Source organism: Ralstonia sp. Ralssp135 (assembly GCF_047304345.1).
GTDB lineage: Bacteria > Pseudomonadota > Gammaproteobacteria > Burkholderiales > Burkholderiaceae > Ralstonia > Ralstonia chuxiongensis.
Genome location: NZ_JBGLYZ010000010.1, coordinates 16,554 through 36,809, shown reverse-complemented (window position 1 = coordinate 36,809; position 20,256 = coordinate 16,554). Strand labels below are relative to the sequence as shown.

Sequence of the window (20,256 nt, the reverse complement as noted above, 5' to 3'; positions counted from 1 at the left end):
TGACCTGACTCCAGCCTTACGCATTTCTGCACCGCAAGCCGACGTGAAGGGCACTACTATAATGCGTCACTTCACGTTACGGCACGCATCGCAACGCAACATAGCCGGCTACAGAGCCGCGCCCCGTGCCGGTTTCCACTGATTCCTCATCGTGCCCATCCACGCCCTTTTCCTGATTGCTGCCATGGCATTGGTCGGCAGCAACGTCGGTTTCGGCAAATCGATCGTCGCCGTCATGCCGGTGATGTTGTTTGCATTGCTGCGCTTTCTGATTGCTATCGTCTGCATGGCGCCGTGGTACAAGCCATCGCGCATGCGCCGCGTGACGCGTGGCGAGTGGACCAACCTTTTCCTCCAGGCATTTTTCGGTACGTTCGGCTTCACGCTGCTCATGCTCAACGGCGTGCGGCTGACCTCTGCACTGGCTGCGGGCATTATCACGAGCACGATTCCGGCCACGGTAGCCCTGCTGTCTTGGCTCGTGCTGCGCGAAAAGCCTTCAGGCCGCACGCTGGTGTCGGTGGCGCTCGCGGTGGCGGGCGTCGCCATTCTCAACGCCTATCGCGGGGGTGAATCTTCAGGCGCTGCGCCCGCCGATGCCTCGCAAGCGCTGCTCGGCAACGCACTGGTGATGGGCGCGGTGTTTTGCGAATCGATCTACGTGATCCTGTCGCGGCGGCTGACACAAACGTTGCCCGCCATCGAGATCTGCGCGTACACGCACCTGATCGGCGGCCTGCTGATGCTGCCCCTGGGGCTGATGCCGCTGCTCACCTTCAATGTGTCGAGCGTGCCGCTGCCCATCTGGGGCCTGGTGCTCTGGTATGCGCTCTCGGCCAGCATCTTCTCGTTCTGGCTGTGGATGAAGGGCATCCGGCATGTGCCAGCCCACCTTGCAGGCGTGTTCACCTCGGTGCTGCCGATTGCGGCAGCCACCTACGGAATCGTCGCCCTGGGCGAGACGCCGGGCTGGCCGCATGGCATCGCGCTGGCGTGCGTGGTGGCGGGCATTCTTGTGGCGAGCTGGCCTGCACGCCCTCGCCCGGCGATACAGCGGGGGCGGCAGCGCGGCCGCGTGGCCGATCCGCTGGACCCGCTCGACCCGTCACTCGATCAGGAATAAAGCGCATCGCAAGCGTTTTCCTGTAAGCGATGTTGTAATCACGGAACGTTACAATCACACGGCCTTTCGACCCTCCGCTCCGTTCCGCCAAATGAAGTCGCCCATCGCCCCGCTGCGCCCGATTCCGCGCCTGATCTTCTTTTCCCGCTGGCTGCAACTGCCGCTGTATCTGGGGCTGATCATCGCCCAGGCAGCGTATGTGTATCTGTTCATTGTCGAGGTCTGGCACTTGGTGTCACACCTGGGCGACTTGGACGAAACGAAGATCATGCTCGCCGTGCTGGGCCTGATCGACGTGGTGATGATCTCCAACCTGCTGATCATGGTGATCATCGGCGGGTACGACATCTTCGTGTCCAAGCTCGGCATCGAGGGCCATGAAGATGAGCCCGAATGGCTGGATCACGTCAACGCGGGCGTGCTGAAGGTCAAACTGTCGATGGCGCTGATCAGCATCTCGTCGATCCACCTGCTCAAAACGTTCATCGATGCGGCCCAGAAAGACACGCACACGATCCTGTGGCAGGTGGTCATTCACGTGGCGTTCCTGGTCTCTGCGCTGGTGATGGCGTGGGTGGACCGCATCGTTTCGCATGCGCATCCGCACGGCGAGGCTGTCGACGCACATTGACGCTGCGCCCTTGCTGGCGCGGCGATTCCGACGAACGCGCTCGGACAATCCGCGCCCGACATTGGGTGTATGATCTCAGGCTGTTCTGAGCCTGCGGCGCCCGCCGTCCAGGCCACAGGCAGGCAGCAAAAGTCACTGACCACTGCCCTGCCGCACCGGCTTTTCATTCCTATACGTTGGTCCCCCACCATGACCGTCATTCGTCAAGAAGACCTCATCCAGAGCGTCGCCGACGCCCTGCAGTACATCAGCTACTACCACCCGATGGACTACATCACTGCTCTGGGCCGCGCCTATGAGCAGGAGCAGAGCCCGGCCGCCAAGGATGCCATCGCGCAAATCCTGACCAACAGCCGCATGTGCGCTGAAGGCAAGCGTCCGATCTGCCAGGACACCGGCATCGTCACCGTCTTCCTGAAGGTCGGCATGAACGTGCGCTGGGACGGCGCCACGATGAGCCTGGAAGACATGGTCAACGAAGGCGTGCGCCGCGCGTACAACGACGTCGACAACAAGCTGCGCGCAAGCGTGCTGGCCGACCCGGCCGGCAAGCGCACCAACACGAAGGACAACACCCCGGCCGTGATCAACATGTCGATCGTGCCGGGCGACACGGTGGATGTGATTGTCGCGGCCAAGGGCGGCGGCTCGGAAGCCAAGTCGAAGTTCGTGATGCTGAATCCGTCGGATTCCATCGTCGACTGGGTGCTCAAGACCGTGCCGACCATGGGCGCGGGCTGGTGCCCGCCGGGCATGCTGGGCATCGGCATTGGCGGCACGGCTGAAAAGGCCATGCTGCTGGCCAAGGAAGCACTGATGGAGCCGATCGACATTCAAGACCTGATCGCCCGCGGCCCGAGCAACCGCGCTGAAGAGCTGCGCATCGAGCTGTACGAAAAGGTCAACGCGCTGGGCATTGGCGCGCAAGGCCTGGGCGGCCTGGCCACCGTGCTCGACGTGAAAATCCTGGACTATCCGACCCACGCAGCCAACCTGCCGGTCGCCATGATCCCGAACTGCGCTGCCACACGCCACGCGCACTTCACGCTGGACGGCAGCGGCGTCGCCAAGCTGGAAGCGCCGGACCTGTCGCAATGGCCGAAGGTCGAGTGGGCACCGAACACGGAAACGTCCAAACGCGTGGATCTGAACACGCTCACGCCGGAAGAAGTTGCTTCGTGGAAGCCGGGCCAGACGTTGCTGCTCAACGGCAAGATGCTGACGGGCCGCGATGCCGCACACAAGCGCATCGCCGACATGCTGGCCAAGGGCGAGAAGCTGCCCATCGACTTCACCAACCGCGTGATCTACTACGTCGGCCCGGTCGACCCGGTGCGCGATGAAGTCGTTGGCCCGGCAGGCCCGACCACGGCCACGCGCATGGACAAGTTCACCGAGACGATGCTCGCGCAGACGGGCCTGATTGCCATGGTGGGCAAGGCCGAGCGCGGCCCCGTCGCCATCGATTCCATCAAGAAGCACAAGTCGGCTTACCTGATGGCCGTGGGCGGCGCGGCGTACCTGGTGTCGAAGGCCATCCGCGGCTCGAAGGTGCTGGCGTTTGAAGACCTGGGCATGGAAGCCATCTACGAATTCGACGTGAAGGACATGCCTGTCACCGTCGCCGTGGACAGCTCGGGCACATCGGTCCACAAGACCGGCCCGGCGGAATGGCAAGCGAAGATCGGCAAGATTCCCGTCGCAGCAGGCTGATCCATTCACGCGATATGACGACACGCGCGCAGGCACCGGTCGGAGTCTTTGACTCTGGCCTTGGGGGGCTCTCCGTCCTGCGCGCGATTCGCGCCGAACTGCCGGCCGAATCGCTTCTCTACCTGGCGGATTCCCGCCATGCCCCGTACGGGGAAAAATCTCCCGAATACATTGCCGAGCGCACGCTGCAAGTGTGCGAATGGCTGGTCGACCAAGGCTGCAAGGCACTGGTGATCGCGTGCAATACCGCCACGGCGCAAGCTGTGCACGTGCTGCGCGAAAAGCTGGCGGTGCCGGTGATTGGCGTCGAGCCGGGCTTGAAGCCAGCGGTTGCCACGTCGAAGAGCCGTGTGGTTGGCGTGCTCGCCACCGAAAGCACGCTGCGCAGCGAGAAATTTGCACGCCTGCTGGCAGCTGCCTCCGGCGATTGCAAGGTGCTGAGCCAACCGGGCTATGGCCTCGTCCCCCTGATCGAGCGCGGCGATACCCACTCGCCTGCGGTGCTTGAGTTGCTGCAGGCCTATCTACAGCCGATGCTCGACGCGAATGCCGACACGCTGGTGCTCGGCTGCACGCACTACCCATTTCTGGAAGATGCCATCCGCGAGATTGCGGGCGACCGGCTGACATTGATCGACACCGGTCACGCCGTCGCGCGCCATTTAGGCCGCACGCTGGCGGCAGCGGGATTGCAGGCATCGGGCCAAGCCGCATCGCCACGCTTCATGAGCACCGGCGACGTGCTTCCGCTGCAAGCCATGGTGGCTGCATTGCTGGGAGAGTCGCCGATGGCACAGCGCGTCGACATTGGCGATGCGCCCCTGAGCCCGGCCGTGACCTCGCTCGCCTCTCAGCCCGAATAACGCCGTCCAAATATGACAACGCCGCCCTGAAAGGCGGCGCGCTGTCATCTTGGCTTATGGTCAGCCGACGTTTGGCTGCGGCTGCATTGCAGGTTCGGCGGCTTCCGCCACCGCATCCTCTTCTGCCGGCTCATACTTCGCCACCACGGCGGTGGCCAGGCTGTTGCCGATCACGTTGGTGGCCGTGCGGCCCATGTCGAAGAACTGGTCGATGCCGATAATCAGCAGCAGACCCGCTTCCGGCAGGTGGAACATCGGCAGCGTGGCCGCCACCACCACCAGCGAGGCACGCGCCACACCGGCCATGCCCTTGCTCGTGAGCATCAGGACCAGCAGCAGCGTCAGTTGCTGGGTGAAGCTCATCTCGATGTTGTAGGCCTGCGCGATGAACAGCACCGCAAATGCCTGGTACATCATCGAGCCATCCAGGTTGAACGAGTAACCCAGCGGCAGCACGAAGCTGGAGATGCGCTTGGGCACGCCAAAGCGGTCCAGCGCCTCGATCGTCTTCGGATAAGCGGATTCGCTGCTTGCGGTGGCAAACGCCAGCAGCGTCGGCTCGCGAATCAGCCCCAGCAGGCGGCCCAGCGAGCGGCCCAGCAGAAGGTAGCCGACAAAGAACAGGATCGCCCACAGCAGCGCCAGACCCAGGTAGAACTCACCGATCAGCTTGCCGTAGGTCCACAGCACACCCACGCCTTCCACCGTGATGGCGGCGGCCATGGCGGCAAACACACCCAGCGGCGCAAAGCGCATCACGTAGTCGGTAATGCGGAACATCAGCTTGGTCAGCTCTTCCAGGCCACGGCCGATCACGCTGTCCATCGGGTTCTTCATGGTCGACAGCGCAGCGCCGAAGAACAGCGAGAACACCAGGATCTGCAGGATCTCGTTGGTGGCCATGGCTTCCACGATGCTGCGCGGGAACACGTGCGTGATGAAGGCCTTGAGCGTGAAATCACCCGTCTTCAGGCCCGACGTGGCCGACACATCCGGCAGCGCGAGGTTCATGTGCACACCCGGCTGGAAGAAGTTGACCAGCAGCATGCCCAGCGCCAGCGACGTGGCCGATGCACACACAAACCAGATCATCGCGCGCAGACCCACGCGGCCGACCGAGCGACCGCCGCTCATGCTTGCCAGGCCCGTCACCAGCGTCGAGAACACCAGCGGCGCGATGATCATCTTGATCATGCGCAGGAAGATGTCGGTGATGATGCTGAAGTACGAAGCGATGTCCTTGGCCGCCGCAGCGTCCTTGGCATATTCGTGGCAGCCCCAGCCGACGGCAATGCCCAGCAGCATTGCCAGCCCGATATGGGAGGTCAGACGTTTGGTGTTCAAGACTTTCTCCAAGGAATACCGTGGCCGGAGGGACGGCGCGCGATAGACGCGGATCTCATGGGGCCAGGGCTGGCCCAACTTCGTCACGCTTTGTAAAAAGCGACGATATTAGACAAGCGCATGGCGATCGTTATGTCGATGTTGCATGGCACCATGCAATTTCTGCATACATTGATCTGGCGCCGTTGAAACCTTGCTGCAATGCCGCACGGGCAGTGAAACCAGCCGGTGAGAAGCGGATTATTGAGCCGCACGCAATGCCGTCACGGCGCACCAACAAGCGCCGTTTCGAGCGCATTAAATGCGACGCCTGCGCCACGTAAGCCGCTGATACCATCATGGGCTTACGTCACCCACCGGAGTCCCCGATGAAAATGGTGCCCTTCGCCTTTGGCACGACCGACTGGTCCACCGTTGAACCTACCGAACACACTGGCGAGACCGGCATGGCGATCTGGCGCACCCGTTACTTTGGGGACGAGTCAAACCGCATCCGTGTGCGCATGGTCGAGTACACGCCCGGCTACCTGGCTGACCATTGGTGCAGGAAGGGCCACATCCTGTTCTGCCTGGATGGCGAGCTGGAAACTACACTGGAAGATGGCCGCAAGTTCATCCTCACGCCCGGCATGAGCTATCAGGTGGGCGACGATGCGGAAGCCCATCAGTCGTACACCAGGAACGGCGCCCGGCTGTTCATCGTCGACTGACAGCGCGACGCACTTTCCGCGTCGCACGCGGCCCCGGTTGACCGGGGTCAAGCGATTCAAAAATCAAGGTCTTTAGGGCTCACCAACCACAATATGTAGTGCTAGTCTGACTCCATACCACTAGATGGAGTACCTCATGACGGGCACACAGGTCACTAGGCAAGTCACCAAGCGCGACGGTTCATTGGCTCCGTTTGATGCGCAAAAGATCCGCCAGGCCATCGCGGCAGCCGGGCAGGCCACGGGTGAATTCGACGCCGTCGAAGCGCTGCGCCTGACCACGGGCGTGCTCGAACATCTCGACCCGCTCCCCTGCCCCGCTATCGAAATCATCCAGAACTGTGTGGAAGAGGTGCTGGTGGACGCCGGCTATTGGCGCACCGCGCGTGCCTACATCGTCTACCGCGAGCAGCACGCCCGGCTGCGTTCACTCAAGCACACGCTGGTCGACGTCGAGAGCACGATGGACGAGTACCTCGAGCAGCGCGACTGGCGGGTCAACGCCAACGCCAATCAGGGGTACAGCCTTGGCGGTCTGATCTTGAACGTGGCAGGCAAGGTCACGGCCAACTACTGGCTTTCGCACGTCTACAGCCCCGAAGCGGGCGCAGCGCATCGCGAGGGCGACATCCACATCCACGATCTCGACATGCTGTCGGGCTACTGCGCAGGCTGGTCGTTGCGGCAGTTGCTGACGGAGGGATTCAACGGCGTGCCGGGCAAGGTGGAAGCGACGCCGCCGCGGCATATGTCTGCAGCCATCGGACAGATCGTCAACTTTCTCGGCACGCTGCAGAACGAATGGGCTGGCGCGCAGGCGTTCAGTTCGTTTGATACGTACATGGCGCCGTTCATCCGCCGCGATGCAATGTCGTATGCGGCGGTCAAGCAGTCCATGCAAGAGCTGATCTACAACCTGAATGTGCCCAGCCGCTGGGGAACGCAGACGCCGTTCACCAACCTCACGTTCGACTGGACTTGCCCTGCCGACCTGCGCGAGCAGATTCCGTACATCGGCGGCGAAGAGATGCCGTTCACCTACGGCGATCTTCAGCCCGAGATGGACATGATCAACCGCGCGTACATCGAGGTCATGATGGCGGGCGATGCAAAGGACCGCGCGTTCACGTTTCCGATTCCCACCTACAACATCACGCCGGATTTCGATTGGGAACACCCCAACACCACGTTGCTGTTCGAGATGACGGCCCGCTACGGGCTGCCCTACTTCCAGAACTTCCTCAATTCCGATCTGGAGCCGCACATGGTGCGCTCGATGTGTTGCCGCCTGCAGCTCGACCTGCGCGAACTGCTCAAGCGCGGCAATGGGTTGTTCGGCTCTGCTGAGCAGACTGGTTCCATTGGCGTGGTGACGGTGAACTGCGCGCGGTTGGGCTATCTCTACGCGGGCGATGAGGCGGCGCTGCTGGCGCGGCTCGATACGCTGCTCGCTCTCGGCCGCGACGTGCTGGAAGTCAAACGCAAGTTCGTCCAGCGCCTGATCGACCAGGGGCTGTATCCGTACACGCGACGCTACCTGGGCACGCTGCGCAACCACTTCAGTACGCTCGGCGTGAATGGCATCAACGAGATGGTGCGCAACTTCACGTGCGACGCCGACGACATCACCACGCCATTCGGCCACGCCATGGCGGTGCGCCTGCTCGACCACGTGCGTCAGCGCATGACCGAATTCCAGGAGGCGACGGGGCACCTGTACAACCTCGAAGCCACGCCTGCAGAGGGCACGACCTACCGCTTCGCCCGCGAAGACCGCAAGCGCTGGCCAGGCATCCTGCAGGCCGGTACGACAGAACAGCCGTACTACACCAACTCCAGCCAGTTACCCGTCGGCTACACCGACGACCCGTTCGAAGCACTGGCGCGGCAGGAAGCGCTGCAGAGCAAATACACGGGCGGCACGGTGCTGCACCTGTACATGAACGAAGCCATTTCCTCGCCGCAGGCGTGCAAGGAACTCGTACGGCGCGCGCTGGCGAACTTCCGCCTGCCGTACATCACCATCACCCCGACGTTTTCGATCTGCCCGAAGCACGGCTACCTGTCCGGCCATCACGCGTTCTGTCCGAAATGCGACGCGGAACTGCTGGCACAGCAGCCTAGCGACAAGTGCGGTTGCACAACGGCGGGCACTCCAGGTTCTTCCACCCACCTCCATCACGAAGGAGCCTCCGTATGAGCACCGTTGCACACACCACCAACCTCACCGTTGCACTCGACGACAGCCAGCGCACGCGCTGCGAAGTCTGGACACGCGTGATGGGCTATCACCGGCCCGTCAGCTCGTTCAACATCGGCAAGCAAGGGGAATTCCGTGAACGCCGCTTCTTTGTTGAAGACCGCGCCCGCTGAGCCACCGCACTGCCCGCCGCCGGCCATCGGCGGCCTGGCACCGTTCTCCAGCGTCGACTGGCCCGGGCAGCTTGCGGCAGTGGTGTTCGTGGCCGGCTGCCCGTGGCGCTGTCATTACTGCCACAACCCGCACCTGCAAACGCGGGCCCGCACGCTGGACTGGGACGACGTCTTTGCCTTTCTGCAGCGCCGCGTGGGGCTGCTCGACGCGGTTGTCTTTTCCGGCGGTGAACCGCTGAGCGAGCCGCAGTTGCCGCAACTGATGCGCGACGTGCGCGCGCTGGGCTACAAGATTGGCCTGCACACCGGCGGCATTTATCCGGCGCGCCTGGCCGATGTACTGCCGCTGGTGGACTGGGTGGGACTCGACATCAAGACCAGCGCACCGCGCTACGATGCACTCACGGGCCGCCGCGGCAGCGCTGCGCCGGTCGACGCGTGTCTGGATCTTCTGCTACAGAACGGCGCCGCATTCGAGTGCCGCACCACGTGGCACCCCGACTGGTTGCCCGAACCGCAGCTTCTTGCGCTGGCGCAAAACCTCAGCCAACGCGGCGTGAAACACTACGCACTACAAGCCTACCGAAGTGCCCCCGGAACCCCGGCCATCACGCTGCCCAGCGAGGGCGCCCAGCGCGCATTGGCCGCCTGTTTTTCTTCTTTCTGTTGCCGGTGACACCATGCAAGACCCCCTCAATGTGGGCGATCTGCTCAAGCACAGCCCGCTGTTCCTGGACTTCGACGACGATGACATGGCTGTGCTCACGCGAGACAGCCACGCAGTGCGTGTGTTGCGGCACGACTTCGCGTTTCACCGCGGCGATCGGGCAGATGGTTTCTATGTCGTGGTGGTCGGCGCGATCAAGCTCGTATTGCCGGGGGCGCACGGCCAATGCAAGGTCATTGAATTCTTCGGGCCCGGCGAGTGCTTTGGCGAGCCCTTCATGTTCCTGAACCGCCCTTACGCGGCAGATGCACAAGCCATGGAAGACAGCCTGCTGGTCTGGATCGACAAGCGCGCCATCGACGACGCACTGCACGTGCATCCGCGCCTTGCGCGGCAGATGCTCGCAGGGCTGTCCGCGCGCTTGCACACGTTGATGTGCGACATCGAAACCGTGAACCTGCAAAGCGCCAATGAACGGCTGATCGGGTATCTGCTCTCGCTGCCGCGCAAGTTTGACCGCACGCGGTTTCCATGCAGCAAGAGCCTGGTCGCGTCCAAGCTGGGGCTGGCGCCGGCCACGCTTTCCCGCACGCTGCGTCAATTGATTCGCGACGGGCTGATCCGGGTGGAAGGCCGCGAGGTTGTCATCCCGAACACCACGGCGTTGCAGCGCCAGCTCATGGCGGGATAAAAGCAGCAAGCCAATGCGGATCAATCGCCTGCGGTGTCGAGGCGATGCTGGAGCGTGTTGACGGCGTCATCCACCAGCGCGGCGGCGGCAGTCAATTCATCGTCACTGCAATCGGCGTGATAACGCTTCTTGGCGCCGCACTGGTTGAGCACGAGGTGAATATCTGGCGCCACGCCCGCCGTTGCCAGGCAGGCCTTGACGCACGCCAGTGCGCAACCGTCGAGCGCAAGAATGGGGCGCCCGCTGCGTGCTGTCTTGACGAGCGCGCGCACCCCGCCGCCGACACCGCTGATGCAGGACATCTCTGCCCTGCCTGCGCGGTCCAGATCGACGGCCAGGCGGTTTGCCGCTTGCGCCACACTCGAACAACCCGAGCATGCATAGACGAGCGGCAATGCACGTGATGACATGGCGCCCCTCGCTATCGCGATTGCCAGCGTGCAAGCCACGCCGGGCGTGCAGCCGCATCGAGCCAGTTCTTGACGATCAGCCCCAGCTCCGTGTCACCCGCAATCTTGAGGCGGCGTTGGAAGAAGAGCGTGTCTGCGTCGGCAGTGCCGCGAATGAGCGCAACGAAATCGCCCACGCCGGCACGCAACTCCAGTTCGGGTTCGGGGCTTGACGCGGAAAGCGTGTGGAACGCTCCACCGCGGCAGCAAAAGCAGGCGCGCAGGCCGAGGTCTTCCACGGTGATGGCAAAGCGCCGCCCTTCCAGTTCCGGGGGCGGCGTCAGCCAAGACAGGCGCCGGGCCAGATCGAGGCCCATCACAAACGGGAACGATGTCAGCGGCACCGGTAGGCTACGCGCCATGCGGACGAACACTTCAGGTGGGCGCAGTCGCGTCATTGCGGCGCCTCCAGCCATTCAATGCCGGACTGCCCGTGCCAGTAGCCGTTGCAGCGTCCAATGCCCTCCGGAGGCTGCACGTCCCGCACAGGCAGGCCAAGGCGCAGTGCATCCAGTGCCGCCACAGCCTCCAGCGTGCCTTGCGATTGCGGGCTGACACGCAGCACCTTCACGCCCAGCGCAGACAGCGCGGGCGCCTGATCGAGAATGTCGAGACATTGCCCCGATTGCGTCTGGATACCGTTGATGGCGAGAAATTCCTGCCCTTCGCGCGTGCGCACCGCCAGGCCATCAGGATGCTCGATGCAGCGGAAACCGCAGTCGTCCTTGTTGAGGCGAAAGTGTCGCGCCGTAAAGCAGCGTGCGGAAAATGCCAGCGGCAAGCGTCCCCACACCATCGCTTCGATCGCCAGCTCGGCAGGCTTCTCATGCATCAGATCGGCCAGTGTGGCCTGGCTCATCTCCAGCGGCATGACCGCACGCACCGCGCCCAGCCCCGCCAGCCATGCCAGCGTCGCGCCGTGATACGCGTTGCAATGCGGCCCTGCAACGAATGGCCGGCCGTTCAGCAACCGCACAGCGCCAAGCTCGCCGGCTTCGACCATCCAGTCGTCCTGCTGACATTGCTTGCGCAACGCCTGCGCTTCGGCGCTGGTTTCGATGAGCGTGCGCGTTGATAGCACCACCGATTTGCCCGCCTCGCGCAGCATGGCCGCGATATCGAGCCAGTCGTCCGCGCGCAATTCGTGGCGGCGGCTGCAGACCGTCTCGCCCACGTAGACGATGTCGACAGGGCTGGCGGCAACCTCCGCGTAGAAGTCGAACGTCTGTAGCCGCGGCCAGTAATACAGCAGCGGACCAAGCGAAATTTCGTAGGACATGATGTGCCTTTCTATTTCCAGGGGCGATCAAACGCGCCTTGCGTGACGTGCGCGCCTTCTGCGTGGCGCACGAGTGCCGCCTGCCAGTCGGGCTTGACGGAAAAGCGCGCCGGGTCCGCCTGTGCCGCATCCAATGCGGCGCGCAATGTGGCCACCACCTGCGCAACGTACGCCGGACTGCGCTGGCGCCCCTCGATCTTGATTGCCGATACGCCCATGGCGATCAACCTGGGCAACAGGCTGAGCGCATTGAGGCTCGTGGGCTCTTCCAGCACGTGGTCGACCTCGCCGTCGACGAGGAAGCGCCCCTTGCACAGCGTCGGATACCCGGCCGGTTCGCCCGGTGCGTATTGGTCGATCATGATGTTGTTCAGGCGGGCATCCAGGCTGCCGTCGCGCTCCACCCAGCGCACCGCATGCGCTGGCGAACACACGCCCTTGTTGTTAGGCGAATCGCCCGTGGCATACGACGACAACAGACAACGCCCTTCGGCCATCACGCACAGGCTGCCAAAGCCGAACACCTCGATCTGCACCGACGTCTGCTGGATCACGCGTTCGACTTCGGTCAAGGTCAGCACACGCGGGAGCACGGCGCGGTGGATGCCGAACTGCTCGCGCATCAGCTCAATGGCGCCGGCATGCGTAGCCGAACCCTGCACTGACAGATGCAGCCGAAGGTTTGGATAGCGGTCGCGCGCATAGGCCATCAACCCGGGGTCGGCCAGGATGACGGCATCGGCGCCCAGCATGTAGGCGGCATCGACGGCCATGCGCCACTCGATGGCGCGGCCGGGCTGCGGAAACGTGTTGATGGCAAACAGCACCTGTCGCCCTTTCCGATGCGCATATTCAACGCCAGCGCGGATGTCGTTCTCGGTAAAGTTCAGGCCGGCGAAGTTGCGCGCGTTAGTGGCGTTCTTCAAGCCGAGGTAGACGGTATCAGCCCCGGCCTCCACGGCCGCCTTGAGTGCGGCCAGGCTGCCTGCGGGCGCCACCAGTTCAATGGGGGAAGCGTTCTGTGTCATGGCGGCCAGTCTGCGACTTGTCCGCCAATGTGGTTTTGCGTTCCGTCAACCGGGCGCAAACGCTCGCGAGACACGGCGAAACGTCAGCAACGCCCGGCACAGCATCGCCCCCAGCCACACGTGCGACAGCGCGAATAGCACGCCAGCAATCACCGCCATCCGTTCAGGCTGTAACGGCACCAGCAACAATGCCAGCAACACGAGCAGCAGCAGGCGAGCATGCCAGTGCTGTTGCCGCTCGCCGATCAACGTTTGCATGGCCGGTAGCCGTACATGCCGCGGCACCCGCCTGCGCAGGTGCATCCAGATCATGAACGGGATGATCTTGCCGAGCATCGCATTGACAGGCAGCACGCCGCCGCCCACGAGGGCCAGCACGCCGATCTCCCACGCGATGGGCCAGTCTGTCGGCAGCCAGGACGCGGTCAGACCCAGCACGGCAACCACCAGCCAGGCGACGGAAGCCGCCAGCCACAGCCGCCAGCCCGGATCGTGCCGACGACGCGCGCTGCGCACGGCATGCACGCCCACCATCGCCAGCGCTGCCAGCGCGAGCCAGCCCCACGATTGCCAAAGCACCGCGCCGCGCCCGACGCCCCACAGAGTGCCAATGATCAGCGGTGCCCACAGCCACCACGGCATCAGCCGATGCCAAGGCTCCGGCAAACGCCGCGTCTGCCAGAACATCGGCAGCACGGTCGACGCCACACCCGCGACCAACGTTGCCAGCCAGCCGCCGAGGCCCCAGCCGACATGCAAAGCCAGCAGCCCGGATGATGGCGCGAACCATCCGCTGGCCAATGCCGTGGCGAGCGTTGCACCGCTGGCCAGCGTTGCCAACACCGCCCAGCCGATGCGGCGCAGTGTTCGCACTGTCGCATGCGTGCTGCGCGTCTGCACCACGCGCATCCCCGCAAGGACGATCAACGCGGCGGGCACGGCCAGCAGCGGCGCCCCCAACCATGCAGCCAGCACGAACGCGCGATGGTCCGCGCCCAGGAAACCCGTTGCAAGTGCAGATGCCGTTGCCACGCACGAGAGCGCCACCCACGGCGACACCCATCTCGCGCCACGCACAGGCACGCCGGCCACCACGGGAAGCAATTGAAATAGCGCACCGAGCATCGCCGGCAAGAGCATGCCGACGGCCAAGGCGTGAACCAGCGCGAGCGACAGCGGCGCAAATCGGTCAGGCAAACCCGCAGACGGCCCCAGCGCCAGCAGAAGACCAGCCGCCGCGCCCACCCACGGCACCGGCAGCAGGCAGCCGAACACCACGCCGGCGGGCGGCATGCGTTCGTAGAACAGCGTGGGGGCGGTTGGCATCGGGGCGGCTGAATATCTTTGTCCAGCCGACCACGTTAGCGGAGATGCGTCTGCATGCGCTTGATGTGCGTTAAGCGTCAGCGCGGTGTGAATCCGATGGAACGCCGCTCGCGCAGTTCCGGCTTGATGGAATGCTCCTGCCGCAGTTGTGCGAGGAAGGCTTCCGGATCAAGCGTCTCGCCCAACAGCAAAGACTGCTGCTTGACCACCGCAAAGTCGCCCGGCGTGAGCATGTCGAGCGACGCCAGCATCTCACGCCACACAGGCTTGAGCGCCTCGGCTTTGCCGCCCAGCGCTTCCGCAATGAACATCTGTTCGCGCTGTGCGCGCACCAGCGGCTTGAAGCGGATCTTGAACGCAAACCGCCGCAGCGCCGCCTCGTCAATCCGATCAAACAAGTTGGTCGTACAGACGAAGATGCCGTCAAAGCGCTCCATGCCCTGCAGCATCTCGTTGACTTCTGACACTTCGTAATTGCGCACCGCGCCCTGGCGGCTCTGCATGAAACTGTCCGCCTCGTCGAGCAGGAGCAGAGCGCGCTCTTCTTCGGCTCGCGAGAACATCGCCGCAATCTGCTGCTCGGTTTCGCCAACGTACTTGCTCATCAAGTCCGACGCGCGGCGAATCATCAACGGCATGTCGAGCTGCGCCGCGATGTGCTCGGCCAGCACCGTCTTGCCCGTGCCCGGCGGCCCGTAGAAGCACAGCGTGCCGCGTCGCCGCGCGCGCAGCGCTTCGATGATGCGCTCGACAGAAAACCGGGTTTCCAAGTTCAGATAGTCCAGCTTGTATTCGGTCACGACGCGATGCGCCTGCACGTCGGGCCGCAAGCCCATCGCCTGATCAGCGTGGTCAAGCTGACGCTCGATCAGTGACTCGGCGGGCTCTTCCATTGCCGGCTGCGTCAGGCGGGCAAAGCGTGCGGCAGAATCGATCTGCGCAGGTGTGAGCGTCTTGCGCGCCGCCAGCTTGGCCATGAACGCGTCCGACACCTCCAGCCCTTCCAGATGCTTGCGGATGATGCTCTCGCGCACCGTCGGCGGCGGCACCTTCAGCTCAAGGTGGAACTGGAAGCGGCGCAGATACGCCGGGTCGATCTGGCGGATGGAATTCGACACCCAGATCACCGGCACGGGGTTCTGCTCCAGGGTCTGGTTCACCCACGCCTTGCCGTTGACCGAGCCACGCGGCTCTTCGTGGCCGAAGAGACTCATCAGTTCGCGCGTCGGGCCGGGGAACACATCCTCCACCTCGTCGAACAGCAGTACCGCGCCGGGCCGCCCGCGCAGGAACGCCTGCGACACCTGCAGCGAGCGGTAGCGGTCTTTGCCCGTGAGGCTGTTGCCGTCCTTGTCGAGGCAATCCACTTCGTACAGTTCGCAACCGGCGTCACGCGCCAGCACGCGCGCGAGTTCCGTCTTGCCGGTGCCAGGCGCGCCGTACAGCAGGATGTTGACGCCCGAGGCACGCTGCTGCGAGGCGTTCTCCAACAGCGCGGTCAGGTAGCGCGCATCGGTTTCCACATGCGGGTAATCGGACTGCGACAGCGTGGTCGACGGGGCGGGCCGCGTGAAGACGGCCATCATGTCCGCCTCGCTGGCGTAGTCGCCCAGCAGCACGTGCAGAAGGCGGTCGGAGATGCGCATCAGATCGCCCAGGTCGGTGACGCTGTTCTCGGGCAGCGGCGGCTCGATGAGACCCAACGTCTCCAGCCGCGAACCGGGCCGCAATGACGCAGCAACTTCGGACGTGCTCGCCCCCGCCAGGCTGGCGAGCAGCTGGAACGCTTCCTGGCTGTGCGCGACCTTGCAATCGACCATCACCGCTCGCAGGTCGCGCTTGTATTTCACCAGGGAAGCAAACAACAGCAGCGCGCGTTCGTGCGGCGGCAGGCCGAGCACGCGGGCCAACATGTCGATGTTGCCGACGAGCAGGACACGTTCACCGGAGAGCCGCTCGCCCAGCGCATCGCACGACGCGCCAAACACGGTGAACATGTCTTTGGCGTGATGCTTGACGTACTCGTCGAGGTAATAGAACAGCGAGCCTTCATCGAAGGCGCTGCTCCACTGGCCGTGGCGGTCCATGAAGGTGGGCAGGTCGAGCTTGCCGACCGCGCGCCAGCCCGGCATGTCGGCGCAGCGTGCAGACAGAAAGCGCTGCAGCCGCTGGATGACCGTGACGGGCCAGATCAGCTCCGGCGCGCAAACGGTGAGAATGTCATTGATATTGGTGCGCAGGTTGAAGCGCAGGCCCATCGCACAGACCGTGCGCAGCGCAAATTGTGCACACATGGAATCGAGCGACGACAACAGCAGCGCCTGCGGCTGCCTGCCGCCCGTGGGGACGAACGTACCATCGTCGTCAGCGTCGTCCATGTTGAGGTTGGCTTCATCCATGGTCGCCCCCTTCTTCCCCGTTTCACGGTTGGCCGGCCGGTCACCGTGTTTGAATGATTTTCATCCTAGCGCGTTTGCGCACACAGCGTACCCCGGGTGGACCCGTGTCTTTGCAAGTGGCGAGCCCGAGGCGTCTTGAATGGCCCACCGCCTGCACAGGCAGTTTCTCGCCATCAGCCGTCTGGACGTGAGCCTCACCCCACGAAAGACAGGGAATTTCTTCGCAAATAGGAATCATTATCGTTTATACTTTACCTATCGACACAATAGGCTGAACGCAAACTGTGCTCAGTTGTCGCAACACTGTTGCAGTTGCAGGCCTACAATACCTGTCACGCTGGCGGTGACCCCGCCGGCTTCAACGCTAGGCGCCATGGAATTGCTCCTGAGTCTGCTCATCAGCATTGGGGTTTCACTGATCGTCTTCGGCAAGCGCTAACGCTGGCCGCTTTCGTTGTTCATCCCACCACCATCGCATTGCATTCCTTTTTTCTGCTTTCGATTCCCGGTCGTTGATGATTCACCCTCGTACTCTCAAGATTCTGGTGGTCGTGCTGTTGCTGCACGCGGGCGTGCTGATGATGATCCAGCTCGGCCTGATCGCCCCCCGCCCGCCTGTCGAAGAACCGCTGGAAATCCAGGCGCACATCATTCCGGCCGCGCCCGAGCCGATCAAGCAACCGGAGCCGCCCAAGCAGCAGCCGGTCAAGCAAGAGGCGCCCAAGCCCGTCAACATCGTCAAGCCGGTCGCGCAACCCAAGCCCACGCCGATGCCGACGCCCACGCTGCCGCCGTCGGACAACGCTCCCGTGGTGCCCGCCGCGCCGCCTGCACCGCCGGCACCGGCTCCTGAACCCACGCCCGCGCCAGCACCGGTTTCGTCTGGCCCGATCAGCGTCGGTATCAACGACATCCAGTGCAGCGATCCGCCGCTCGTCTATCCCAGCATGTCGCAAAAAATGGGCGAAGAAGGCCGCGCCATGGTCAAGATCTCCATCGGCACGGCGGGTGAAGTCACCAACGTGACGGTCACCTCGTCGTCCGGCTCGCCGCGCCTTGACCGTGCCGCCACTGATGCCGCGCGCGCCATCAAGTGCAGCCCTTACAAGCAGAACGGCCACGCCGTGCCCGTGGTGGCCAGCAAGCCGTTCGTCTTCAAGCTCGATAACTAATTCGATTCCGCTTCTCGCTTAGCCTCTCGCTCAATTCAGGACATTCATCATGCAGGAACTCGGTCTTTCCCACCTCTGGACACAAGGCGATATCGTCACCCGCGCCACGGCAATTCTGCTGCTCATCATGTCGCTCGCCTCGTGGATCGTCATCTTCACCAAGGCATGGGACATCGTGCGCCTGAAGTCGATGGCGCACGGCGCTGAAAAGCGTTTCTGGCACTCGGATGATTTCGATCACGCCATGCAGACGCTGGGCTCAGCCAAGGACAACCCGTTCCACATGTTGGCGCAAACCGGCCGCGAGGCCGCACAGCACCATCGCGCCAGCCAGCCGCAGCTGCACGATGTGATGGACATCTCCGACTGGATCACGCGCTCGCTAAAGAGTGCTATCGACGAGTCGGTGGGCCAGATGCAATCGGGCTTGGCCGTACTGGCATCGGTCGGCTCCACTGCACCGTTCGTCGGTCTGTTCGGCACGGTGTGGGGCATTTATCATGCCCTGCTCGGCATCGGCGCCGTGGGCGTGCCGACCATCGACAAGGTGGCCGGCCCGGTGGGTGAATCGCTCATCATGACCGCCTTCGGTCTGGCCGTCGCTATCCCGGCGGTGCTCGGCTACAACGCCCTCACGCGCGGCAACAAGGCCATCATCGCCAAGCTCAACCGCTTTGCGCACGACCTGCACGCTTACTTCGTGACCGGCGCGCGCCTGCGCCCGGGCACTTCGCGTGACGACGCCGGCGTGCGTCTGGCGGCGGTCAAGCAGCAGTAAGGAGAGACCATGTCCTTCGGATCTTTCGACAGCGACGACGAGGTGATGAGCGAGATCAACATGACGCCGCTGGTCGACGTCATGCTGGTGCTGCTGATCATCTTCATCATTACCATTCCGGTGATCAACCACGCGGTGAAGATCGACCTGCCGCGCGCGTCCAACAAACCCGACGACGCCAAGCCGCAAAGCGTGAACGTCGAGATCAACGCAGACGGCCAGGTGTTCTGGAACAACCAGCCCGTTGACGAGGCGACGCTGCAAGCCGACATCGCGCAGGCTGCGCAACAACAACCGCAGCCGGAAATGCACCTGCGTGCTGACCGCAACGTGCGCTACGAGCGCGTGGCGCAAGTAATGGCCTCCATCCAGCGCGGCGGCCTTTCGCGCATCGGCTTCGTGACGGAGCCGCAGCACTAGGCAGCACGCTTCACCATGCCCAACGAACCTCGTCTTCGAGGGTTCGTCGCTTCAGAACCTAACGCAACCGGGCCACGCGCCCGGTTTTTTTTTCGGGCACGGATCAGCACATTCTCAGATCACACTTGTAATGATAACGATTCGCATTTAATCTATCTCGCATTCGCTGGGAATGCTTCACCAGCCAGCGCCCCAGCCTCGTTTTTCGCTCGCCAGGACATTGCTATGAATGTTGCCGAACACCAAGACGCAGGACGCACCGTGACGCGTCGTCGTCACGTCATCGTGGCTCGCAAGCGCCCCGCTGATCTGAATGCCGCGCCCGAAACATCCGCCGCATCAACAGCATCCGAAGCCGTTCGGGATCTTCCCGCCACCATCGGCGACACGCGGGTAATGACTTCCGAACAACTCTTTGCCGGTCAGAACGCCGTCGCCATCCGCCATAACGGCGCGATCTACACGCTGCGCGTGACGCGCTTCGGCAAGCTGATTCTTACCAAGTAACACCGCAACACGCACCGGCTTTTGTGGGGACGTCTCTCTCAGGAGACATTCGGCCCTAGCCAGCCGTCGTCGTTTCGCATTGCTGTTTGCATGGCCAGACGACCGCCAGCCACGCCGCTCTTTCCCCTGCATCGCGCGCCCAAAGAAAAAGGCGCGACCACTGCCGCGCCCTTCCCTTTGCTGATCCGTCTAGCGTGATTGCGTATCAGCAGATCACGTTCACAGCGGCAATGCCTGCCTTGGCGATCACCACGTCTTCCGTGGACTTCACGCCCGACACACCCACCGCACCGGCACACACGCCTTCCACCATCACCGGCACACCGCCTTCGAGCATGCCCTGCAGATGCGGCGCCGACAGGAACGAAATGCGACCGTTGTTGATGATGTCTTCGTAGATCTTCGACTCGCGACGGCCCAGCGCTGCGGTACGCGCCTTTTCCGGAGCGATGTACGCCGAGATGGTGGCGCAGCCGTCCATGCGGCGCAGGCCCATCAGATGGCCGCCATCGTCCACCACGGCGATCGTCACGTTCCATTGGTGTGCGCGCGCTTCTTTCTCGGCAGCATCCAGGATCTTGGTGACATCGTCCTGGCACAGGCACGGTTTCGTTTTCATGACGTTCTCCTTGGTGGTTGTAATGCAAAGGCGCAAGGGCTGTGTAAAGCCCGTATCAGGCAAAAGTATGCCATCGGCAGTGATCACTTCCACAGCATGATCCCGCACCAATGACGCAAAAGAGCCGATACATTCCTGCACTTCAGTATCGTTGAGTATCGTTC

Annotated in this window: 21 protein-coding genes; 13 read left to right on the top strand and 8 right to left on the bottom strand. The window is 63.3% G+C overall.

All coding sequences use genetic code 11. From position 1 onward, the window contains the following. The first annotated feature begins 151 nt into the window (after positions 1 to 151). The 4 genes from ACCD03_RS09780 to murI all read left to right on the top strand — a co-directional run bounded on the left by ACCD03_RS09780 (position 152) and on the right by murI (position 4,330). Positions 152 to 1,123: a DMT family transporter gene (locus ACCD03_RS09780; RefSeq protein WP_413411432.1), complete on the top strand. Its 972-nt coding sequence runs from the start codon at positions 152 to 154 to the stop codon at positions 1,121 to 1,123. Positions 1,124 to 1,214: 91 nt separating this feature from the next. Beyond that, positions 1,215 to 1,754 (top strand): TIGR00645 family protein, encoded by a 540-nt coding sequence (locus ACCD03_RS09775; RefSeq protein WP_045203275.1) that lies wholly within the window; start codon positions 1,215 to 1,217, stop codon positions 1,752 to 1,754. Positions 1,755 to 1,943: 189 nt separating this feature from the next. Next, on the top strand, positions 1,944 to 3,467 hold the full coding sequence (locus ACCD03_RS09770) for a fumarate hydratase (RefSeq protein WP_045203276.1): 1,524 nt from the start codon (positions 1,944 to 1,946) through the stop codon (positions 3,465 to 3,467). A gap of 14 nt (positions 3,468 to 3,481) precedes the next feature. Beyond that, positions 3,482 to 4,330 carry a glutamate racemase gene (murI, locus tag ACCD03_RS09765; protein WP_413411431.1) on the top strand — a complete coding sequence of 283 codons (849 nt, stop codon included), beginning with the start codon at positions 3,482 to 3,484 and terminating at the stop codon, positions 4,328 to 4,330. A 60-nt stretch (positions 4,331 to 4,390) separates the two neighbouring features. Here murI and ACCD03_RS09760 read toward each other — a convergent pair whose 3' ends face one another. After that, complete coding sequence (locus tag ACCD03_RS09760; protein WP_413411430.1) at positions 4,391 to 5,674, bottom strand: dicarboxylate/amino acid:cation symporter; 1,284 nt, start codon at positions 5,672 to 5,674, stop codon at positions 4,391 to 4,393. A gap of 368 nt (positions 5,675 to 6,042) precedes the next feature. Here ACCD03_RS09760 and ACCD03_RS09755 point away from each other — a divergent pair, with 368 nt between their 5' ends. The 5 genes from ACCD03_RS09755 (at position 6,043) to ACCD03_RS09735 (ending at position 10,115) form a co-directional block, all read left to right on the top strand. Further along, positions 6,043 to 6,384, top strand: a complete 342-nt coding sequence (locus ACCD03_RS09755; protein ID WP_413411429.1) for a DHCW motif cupin fold protein — start codon at positions 6,043 to 6,045, stop codon at positions 6,382 to 6,384. A gap of 136 nt (positions 6,385 to 6,520) precedes the next feature. Continuing rightward, a complete protein-coding gene (locus ACCD03_RS09750) occupies positions 6,521 to 8,584 on the top strand; it encodes a ribonucleoside triphosphate reductase (RefSeq protein WP_413411427.1) in 2,064 nt (687 codons plus the stop codon). After that, on the top strand, positions 8,581 to 8,757 hold the full coding sequence (gene nrdD, locus ACCD03_RS09745; RefSeq protein WP_045203281.1) for an anaerobic ribonucleoside-triphosphate reductase: 177 nt from the start codon (positions 8,581 to 8,583) through the stop codon (positions 8,755 to 8,757). Before ACCD03_RS09750 ends, nrdD begins: the two co-directional genes overlap by 4 nt. Further along, the gene (locus ACCD03_RS09740) at positions 8,720 to 9,433 is read left to right on the top strand and encodes an anaerobic ribonucleoside-triphosphate reductase activating protein (RefSeq protein WP_253540052.1); all 714 of its coding nucleotides are present in this window, start codon (positions 8,720 to 8,722) and stop codon (positions 9,431 to 9,433) included. The genes nrdD and ACCD03_RS09740 overlap by 38 nt, the downstream gene beginning before the upstream one ends. A 4-nt stretch (positions 9,434 to 9,437) precedes the next feature. Then, entirely contained in the window at positions 9,438 to 10,115 is a 678-nt protein-coding gene (locus tag ACCD03_RS09735) for a Crp/Fnr family transcriptional regulator (protein WP_045203283.1), read from the top strand. A gap of 20 nt (positions 10,116 to 10,135) precedes the next feature. Here the strand turns inward: ACCD03_RS09735 and ACCD03_RS09730 are convergent, their stop codons facing one another. The 6 genes from ACCD03_RS09730 to ACCD03_RS09705 form a co-directional block, all read right to left on the bottom strand. Then, positions 10,136 to 10,525, bottom strand: a complete 390-nt coding sequence (locus ACCD03_RS09730) for a putative zinc-binding protein (protein WP_045203284.1) — start codon at positions 10,523 to 10,525, stop codon at positions 10,136 to 10,138. 11 nt (positions 10,526 to 10,536) lie between these two features. Beyond that, entirely contained in the window at positions 10,537 to 10,962 is a 426-nt protein-coding gene (gene ubiT / locus ACCD03_RS09725) for a ubiquinone anaerobic biosynthesis accessory factor UbiT (protein WP_316667545.1), read from the bottom strand. Beyond that, complete coding sequence (locus ACCD03_RS09720; protein ID WP_413411426.1) at positions 10,959 to 11,843, bottom strand: U32 family peptidase; 885 nt, start codon at positions 11,841 to 11,843, stop codon at positions 10,959 to 10,961. Before ACCD03_RS09720 ends, ubiT begins: the two co-directional genes overlap by 4 nt. Before the next feature lie 11 nt (positions 11,844 to 11,854). Beyond that, a complete protein-coding gene (gene ubiU / locus ACCD03_RS09715) occupies positions 11,855 to 12,871 on the bottom strand; it encodes a ubiquinone anaerobic biosynthesis protein UbiU (RefSeq protein WP_045203287.1) in 1,017 nt (338 codons plus the stop codon). A 45-nt stretch (positions 12,872 to 12,916) separates the two neighbouring features. Further along, complete coding sequence (locus tag ACCD03_RS09710; RefSeq protein ID WP_413411425.1) at positions 12,917 to 14,197, bottom strand: hypothetical protein; 1,281 nt, start codon at positions 14,195 to 14,197, stop codon at positions 12,917 to 12,919. 77 nt (positions 14,198 to 14,274) lie between these two features. Further along, a complete protein-coding gene (locus ACCD03_RS09705) occupies positions 14,275 to 16,596 on the bottom strand; it encodes an AAA family ATPase (protein WP_413411423.1) in 2,322 nt (773 codons plus the stop codon). A 515-nt stretch (positions 16,597 to 17,111) separates the two neighbouring features. Here ACCD03_RS09705 and ACCD03_RS09700 point away from each other — a divergent pair. The 4 genes from ACCD03_RS09700 to hemP all read left to right on the top strand — a co-directional run bounded on the left by ACCD03_RS09700 (position 17,112) and on the right by hemP (position 19,473). Then, the gene (locus ACCD03_RS09700; protein ID WP_413411422.1) at positions 17,112 to 17,768 is read left to right on the top strand and encodes an energy transducer TonB; all 657 of its coding nucleotides are present in this window, start codon (positions 17,112 to 17,114) and stop codon (positions 17,766 to 17,768) included. A 49-nt stretch (positions 17,769 to 17,817) separates the two neighbouring features. Beyond that, entirely contained in the window at positions 17,818 to 18,546 is a 729-nt protein-coding gene (locus tag ACCD03_RS09695; RefSeq protein ID WP_325655230.1) for a MotA/TolQ/ExbB proton channel family protein, read from the top strand. Positions 18,547 to 18,555: 9 nt separating this feature from the next. Further along, positions 18,556 to 18,966, top strand: a complete 411-nt coding sequence (locus tag ACCD03_RS09690; RefSeq protein ID WP_024975369.1) for an ExbD/TolR family protein — start codon at positions 18,556 to 18,558, stop codon at positions 18,964 to 18,966. Positions 18,967 to 19,191: 225 nt separating this feature from the next. After that, positions 19,192 to 19,473: a hemin uptake protein HemP gene (hemP, locus tag ACCD03_RS09685; protein WP_045203292.1), complete on the top strand. Its 282-nt coding sequence runs from the start codon at positions 19,192 to 19,194 to the stop codon at positions 19,471 to 19,473. 205 nt (positions 19,474 to 19,678) lie between these two features. Here hemP and ACCD03_RS09680 read toward each other — a convergent pair whose 3' ends face one another. Beyond that, on the bottom strand, positions 19,679 to 20,092 hold the full coding sequence (locus tag ACCD03_RS09680; RefSeq protein WP_024972523.1) for a GlcG/HbpS family heme-binding protein: 414 nt from the start codon (positions 20,090 to 20,092) through the stop codon (positions 19,679 to 19,681). Positions 20,093 to 20,256: the final 164 nt, after the last annotated feature.

What these genes read in the sequence shown, in the direction of transcription:
- ACCD03_RS09775 (WP_045203275.1), top strand. Translation starts at nt 1,215, where the DNA reads ATGAAGTCGCCCATCGCCCCGCTGCGCCCGATTCCGCGCCTGATCTTC.
- ACCD03_RS09770 (WP_045203276.1), top strand. Translation starts at nt 1,944, where the DNA reads ATGACCGTCATTCGTCAAGAAGACCTCATCCAGAGCGTCGCCGACGCC.
- murI (WP_413411431.1), top strand. Translation starts at nt 3,482, where the DNA reads ATGACGACACGCGCGCAGGCACCGGTCGGAGTCTTTGACTCTGGCCTT.
- ACCD03_RS09755 (WP_413411429.1), top strand. Translation starts at nt 6,043, where the DNA reads ATGAAAATGGTGCCCTTCGCCTTTGGCACGACCGACTGGTCCACCGTT.
- ACCD03_RS09750 (WP_413411427.1), top strand. Translation starts at nt 6,521, where the DNA reads ATGACGGGCACACAGGTCACTAGGCAAGTCACCAAGCGCGACGGTTCA.
- nrdD (WP_045203281.1), top strand. Translation starts at nt 8,581, where the DNA reads ATGAGCACCGTTGCACACACCACCAACCTCACCGTTGCACTCGACGAC.
- ACCD03_RS09735 (WP_045203283.1), top strand. Translation starts at nt 9,438, where the DNA reads ATGCAAGACCCCCTCAATGTGGGCGATCTGCTCAAGCACAGCCCGCTG.
- ACCD03_RS09730 (WP_045203284.1), bottom strand. Translation starts at nt 10,525, where the DNA reads ATGTCATCACGTGCATTGCCGCTCGTCTATGCATGCTCGGGTTGTTCG.
- ubiT (WP_316667545.1), bottom strand. Translation starts at nt 10,962, where the DNA reads ATGACGCGACTGCGCCCACCTGAAGTGTTCGTCCGCATGGCGCGTAGC.
- ACCD03_RS09720 (WP_413411426.1), bottom strand. Translation starts at nt 11,843, where the DNA reads ATGTCCTACGAAATTTCGCTTGGTCCGCTGCTGTATTACTGGCCGCGG.
- ubiU (WP_045203287.1), bottom strand. Translation starts at nt 12,871, where the DNA reads ATGACACAGAACGCTTCCCCCATTGAACTGGTGGCGCCCGCAGGCAGC.
- ACCD03_RS09710 (WP_413411425.1), bottom strand. Translation starts at nt 14,197, where the DNA reads ATGCCAACCGCCCCCACGCTGTTCTACGAACGCATGCCGCCCGCCGGC.
- ACCD03_RS09705 (WP_413411423.1), bottom strand. Translation starts at nt 16,596, where the DNA reads ATGGATGAAGCCAACCTCAACATGGACGACGCTGACGACGATGGTACG.
- ACCD03_RS09700 (WP_413411422.1), top strand. Translation starts at nt 17,112, where the DNA reads ATGATTCACCCTCGTACTCTCAAGATTCTGGTGGTCGTGCTGTTGCTG.
- ACCD03_RS09695 (WP_325655230.1), top strand. Translation starts at nt 17,818, where the DNA reads ATGCAGGAACTCGGTCTTTCCCACCTCTGGACACAAGGCGATATCGTC.
- ACCD03_RS09690 (WP_024975369.1), top strand. Translation starts at nt 18,556, where the DNA reads ATGTCCTTCGGATCTTTCGACAGCGACGACGAGGTGATGAGCGAGATC.
- hemP (WP_045203292.1), top strand. Translation starts at nt 19,192, where the DNA reads ATGAATGTTGCCGAACACCAAGACGCAGGACGCACCGTGACGCGTCGT.
- ACCD03_RS09680 (WP_024972523.1), bottom strand. Translation starts at nt 20,092, where the DNA reads ATGAAAACGAAACCGTGCCTGTGCCAGGACGATGTCACCAAGATCCTG.